Below are 6,158 nucleotides of genomic sequence, written 5' to 3'. Positions count from 1 at the left end.
TCGTTGGATCGGGGGGGTACGGTGCTGATCACTGGTGGTACCGGCGCTCTCGCCGGCCACATCGCCCGTCACCTGGTCGAGCGGCACGACGTCCGTCATCTCGTGCTGGCCAGCCGTCGGGGGCCAGACAGCCCAGGCGCGGACACCCTGCGCGCCGAACTCGAAAACCTCGGCGCGACCGTCACGATCAGCGCCTGCGACACCGCGGAACGCGGCGCGCTCACGGCCCTCCTCACGGCCATCCCTCCCGATCATCCACTGACCGCGGTCCTGCACACCGCCGCGACCCTTCAGGACGCCACCCTCACCGCGACCACCCCCGATGCCCTGCACGCCACGCTCACCCCCAAGATCGACGCCGCTCATCACCTCCACCAGCTCACCCACGAACACCCGACCCTGCGGCGCGTCATCCACTTCTCCTCCATCGCCGCGACCACCGGCAACCCCGGCCAGGCCAGCTACGCCGCCGCCAACGCCTACCTCGACGCCCTCGCCCACCACCACACCCACCACACCACCCACACCCCCACCACCAGCCTGGCCTGGGGACTCTGGAACACCCACGGCCTCGCCCACACCCTCACCACCACCGACCACGCACGCCTCGCCCGCCACGGCATCACCCCCCTCGACACCGACCACGCCCTCGCCCTCCTCGACCAGGCACTACGGTCACGCCGGCCAGCTCTCGCCCCGATCCATGTCGACCACGCGGGACTACGGGCGATGGATGCCGACCAGGTTCCCGAAGTCATGCGGGCGCTCGTGCCCGCGTCGGTGCGGCGTGCCGCGCGGACGGCGACCCGCGGCACGCGGACCTTCGCCGACGAGATGCGGTACCTACCGGCCGCGGAACGGGAGCAGGTGCTGCTGGAGCTCGTCCGCTCGCATGCCGCGACGGTCCTCGGGCACGGTTCCGAGACGCTCGTCGCCTCCGACCGGGCGTTCAGGGACATGGGCTTCGACTCGCTCGCCGCGGTCGAGCTGCGTAACCGGCTGAGCGCGGCGACCGGGTTCGCCCTCCCACCGACCGCTGTCTTCGACTACCCGACTGTCATCGAGCTGGCCGGATACCTCCGTGGCCAGATCGTGGGCGAGTCCGAGCCCGACGCCCCGTCCCCGCGGGCCACTGCCTCGACGACGGACGAGCCGGTGGTGATCGTGGGAATGGCGTGCCGGTTCCCGGGCGGCGTGACGTCTCCGGAGGAGTTCTGGCGACTGGTAGCCGGCGGGGCGGATGTCATCACACCGTTTCCGTCGAATCGCGGCTGGAACCTTGCCGCTCTTTACAACTCTGATCCCGACCATCCGGGCACGACGTATGTGACGGAGGGCGGATTCCTGCATGATGCCGACCAGTTCGACGCGGACTTCTTCGGGATCAGCCCCCGGGAGGCCGCCGCGATGGACCCTCAGCAGCGGCTCCTCCTCGAGATCGCCTGGGAGAGCCTCGAGCGGGCCGGTATCGACCCGGCCACCCTGCGGCGCAGCGACAGCGGTGTCTTCGTCGGAGCGTTTCCACAGGGTTATGGGCCCCGGCTCCACGAACCCGCTGACGGTTACGACGGCTACCGCCTCACCGGCGGTCTCGGCAGTGTCGCGTCAGGTCGCATTGCCTACGCGTTCGGGCTCGAGGGTCCGGCGATGACGGTGGACACGGCCTGTTCGTCGTCGTTGGTCGCGGTTCATCTGGCGGTTCAGTCGCTGCAGTCGGGGGAGTGCTCGCTGGCGCTTGCGGGTGGCGTCACCGTCATGCCGGAACCAGGCATGTTCATCGAGTTCAGCCGGCAGCGGGGTTTGGCACCGGACGGTCGGTGCAAGTCGTTCGCTGATGCTGCTGACGGGACTGCATGGGCCGAGGGTGCAGGTCTTCTTGTCCTGGAGCGGCTTTCTGATGCGGAACGTCTTGGTCATCCGATCCATGCGGTGATCCGTGGGTCGGCGGTGAACCAGGACGGCGCTTCTAACGGTCTTACGGCGCCTAACGGTCCGTCGCAGGAGCGTGTGATTCGTCAGGCTCTCATGAACGCGGGTCTGCTGGCCCATGACGTTGATGCCGTGGAGGCGCACGGTACGGGCACGACGCTGGGTGATCCGATTGAGGCTCAGGCGCTTCTGGCGACCTATGGACGCAACCGTCCGGTGGATCAGCCGTTGTGGCTCGGGTCGGTGAAGTCGAATATTGGTCATACGCAGGCCGCGGCGGGCGTCGCCGGGATCATCAAGATGGTCAAGGCGCTGGAGTACCGTCATCTTCCGCGTACCTTGCACCTGGCTACGCCGAGTCGGCATGTCGACTGGACCGCGGGCGCTGTCCGGCTGCTGACCGCGCCTACGCCCTGGCCCGTTCGCGGCCGTCCGCGTCGGGCGGCCGTCTCCGCGTTCGGTATCAGCGGCACGAACGCCCACCTGATCCTCGAACAGCCTCCCGCCCCGAAGGACGATGCGCCGGCGGACGGCGGGCCGGCGGGCGGCTCGGATCTACCGGACATGCCGCTCCTGCTGTCCGCGCGAACCGAGGCGGCGCTGCGCGCCCAGGCGCGCAACCTCCACGCCCATCTCGGCTCGTACCCGGACCTCGACCCGCAGGAACTCGCCCGGACTCTCGCCAGCAAACGGCTGTTCGAGCACCGGGCCGTTGTCGCTCTTCAAGGCCCTGGCAGCGGCACTCCCGGCAGTCCGTCGACGGCCGTCAGCGCGGGGACTCTCACGGCCGACCTCGCCGTGCTCGCGGACGGCGGACACAACGACCGAATCGCCGCCGGCCGGGCACCCGCTCGGCCGCGGCTGGCGTTCCTCTACTCCGGCCAAGGTGGCCAGCGCCCTGGTATGGGTGCAGGCCACTATCGGAATTACAGGGTGTTCCGTGACGCGGTCGATGAGATCTGTGCTCTTTTTGACCGGCATCTGGCTGTGCCTCTTCACACTGTTCTGTTTGGTGACGAGGTCCTTGTCAACCGGACTGCTTACGCCCAGCCGGCGCTGTTCACGCTCCAGGCTGCGCTTACCCGTCTTCTCGCGGCTCACGGAATCATTCCGGACCTTGTGGCTGGGCATTCGATCGGCGAGATCAGTGCGGGCCATGCCGCTGGTGTTTTCACGCTCCCCGATGCGGTTACTCTGGTCGCGGCCCGGGCCACGTTGATGGATGCGGTGACGGCGCCGGGTGCGATGAGTGCGTTCACACTGCCGGTTGCGCTGGACGTGGGGGTGCTGCCGCGTGTGCCGGCCGATGTTCCCGCGCTGCAGGAGGTCGCCGAGGAGCATGGTGTCGACCTCGCGGCGTTGGACGTCGCGGCGGTCAACACGCCGACCCAGGTCGTGCTGGCCGGGGATCCCGACACTCTCGCCGCTCTGACCGGTCACTGGACCCGGCGTGGGGGGCGGGTCCGGTCTCTGGCTGTCAGTCACGCCTTCCACAGCCGACACACCGACCCGATCCTCTCCCGGTTCCACCGCACCGCCGAGACCCTCACCTACCACCAGCCTCACACCCCCCTGGTCACCACCACCAGAGACGGCCACCCCAACCCCGAACAGCTCCAGGGGCCCGATCACTGGACCCAGCACATCCGCGGGCCGGTCTACTTCTCCCAGACCCTGGGCCATCTCGACACCGGCCACCACGCCACGACCTACCTGGAGATCGGGCCTGACACGACCCTGACCGCGCTCACCCGCCACCACCACCCGCACGCGACCGCGCTGCACACCCTGCACCCCGCGCACGACCCCGACCGCACCCACACCACCCACACCACCCTTCTGCACACCCTGCACACCGTCGGCCACAGCCCCACCTGGAGCACCTCAGACAGGACAGACGCCCAAACCCGAACCAGCAGCTACCACAGCGACCAGAGCAGCGACCAGAACGCCGACCAGGACAGCGTCGTCAGAAACCCCGCACACCCCGACGCGCTGCCCACCTACCCCTTCCAGCACCACCGCCACTGGCTCACCAGCCGACGCGGCGGTAACGGAAGCGACGCGGGTGAGAGCGGGCACGGCCTCGTCGAGAACGTCGTGCACGCCGCTGACGACAGCGGCTTCATCCTTACCGGCACGCTGAGCACCACGCGCCAGCCCTGGCTTGCCGAGCACACGATGCGCTCGAACGTGATCCTGCCTGCCGCCGCGTTCCTGGACCTCGCCCTGTACGCCGCGAGCCTGCTCGACGCGCCCGAGGACACGGCTGTGACGCCCGAGGTCGAAGAGCTCACCTTCGAGAGTCCGCTGGTCGTCACGGCGGAGCCGACCACCGTCCAGGTCGTGGTCCGGCCGACGGACGCGGCCGACCGGAGCAGTGTCACGGTCTATTCCCGGGCAGGCGAGACTCCCTGGGTCCGGCATGCGACCGGGTTGATCGGCCTGGTCGCGGCCCTCCCGGCCGAGTCGCTCGTCGCCTGGCCGCCGCCGGGCGCCACCCCGGTCGACGTCGGTGACGCCTACCAGCGGTTCGCCGAGCGTGGCTACCGCTACGGACCGGTGTTCCAGGGCCTGACCGCGCTGTGGACGCGGGGCGGGGAGTTGTTCGCCGAGGTCGAGCTGACGGCCGACGCGGTGGAACAGGCCGAGCTGTTCGGTGTGCACCCCGCGCTGCTCGACGCCGCGATGCACCCGATGACGCTGCCACACCCGGCGTTGCCGAACGCGTCGGCCGGCGCGGCGACGGCGCCGAGCGCGGCGGCTGGTCTGACGATGAAGCTGCCGTTCACCGCGTCCGGGATCCGGCTGCGCCGCGGTGGCGTGACGGCGTTGCGGGTGTGCGTGCGGCCCGCCGGTGACGACCCGGCACGGGGGGAGAACGCCGGTCGGGGCTTGGCCGAGGGCGCAGCCGCCTCCCTGGTCATCGCCGACTCTGATGGCACACCGGTGGCGGAGATCGACGCGCTGCTCCTGCGGCCCCTACCGGCCGGCGGGCCAGCAGACGAGCGAGGTTCGCTGTTCGAGGTGGAGTGGACGGCCGTCGCCAGCCCCGCCGCGGTCACCTCGGGCTCGTGGACGATCCTCGGGTCCGCCGACCCCGTCCGGGAACTGACGGAGCTGGCCGGCGAAATGACCAGGGGGAGAAGGGCTCCCGATCTGGTGTTCGTGCCCGTCACGGGTGGCGGCCCGCTGCCGGCGGCGGCGCACGCCACGACCGAGGCGGCGCTGGCGCTGGCGCAGTGGTGGGTGGCGCAGGAACCGTTCGCGTCGTCGCGGCTCGTGTTCACGACCACGAACGCGATCGCGACCACTGGCGACGAGGACGTCTCCGACCTGGCGGCGGCACCGGTGTGGGGACTGATCCGCACGGCGCACTCGGAGCATCCCGATCGGTTCGCACTCGTCGATCTCGACGAGCGAGCCGACGTGCGGTCAGTGGTCGCCATGCTCGCCGCGGCGTTGGCCGGCGGCGAGGAGAATCAGCTCGCGGTCCGCGCCGGCGTGCCGCTGGCCCCTCGGCTGGTGCGGGTGCCCGAGCACCTGTACGCCTCGACTGGCGACGAGTCTGTCCCGTCGTTGGATCGGGGGGGTACGGTGTTGATCACTGGTGGTACCGGCGCTCTCGCCGGCCACATCGCCCGTCACCTGGTCGAGCGGCACGACGTCCGTCATCTCGTGCTGGCCAGCCGTCGGGGGCCAGACAGCCCAGGCGCGGACACCCTGCGCGCCGAACTCGAAAACCTCGGCGCGACCGTCACGATCAGCGCCTGCGACACCGCGGAACGCGGCGCGCTCACGGCCCTCCTCACGGCCATCCCTCCCGATCATCCACTGACCGCGGTCCTGCACACCGCCGCGACCCTTCAGGACGCCACCCTCACCGCGACCACCCCCGATGCCCTGCACGCCACGCTCACCCCCAAGATCGACGCCGCTCATCACCTCCACCAGCTCACCCACGAACACCCGACCCTGCGGCGCGTCATCCACTTCTCCTCCATCGCCGCGACCACCGGCAACCCCGGCCAGGCCAGCTACGCCGCCGCCAACGCCTACCTCGACGCCCTCGCCCACCACCACACCCACCACACCACCCACACCCCCACCACCAGCCTGGCCTGGGGACTCTGGAACACCCACGGCCTCGCCCACACCCTCACCACCACCGACCACGCACGCCTCGCCCGGTCCGGGGTGATCCCGTTCTCCGTCGAGGAGGGTCTCGC

At 70.2% G+C, this 6,158-nt stretch carries 1 protein-coding gene; it reads left to right on the top strand.

The window, feature by feature from the left end:
* Positions 1-21 precede the first annotated feature (21 nt).
* Positions 22-6,158 (top strand): type I polyketide synthase (locus I6A60_RS40570; RefSeq protein WP_203055879.1); only part of this gene is annotated, 6,137 nt, incomplete at its 3' end.

Source organism: Frankia sp. AgB1.9 (genome assembly GCF_016786355.1).
Classification (GTDB): Bacteria; Actinomycetota; Actinomycetes; order Frankiales; family Frankiaceae; genus Pseudofrankia.
This window is presented reverse-complemented; position numbering and strand designations above follow the sequence as displayed.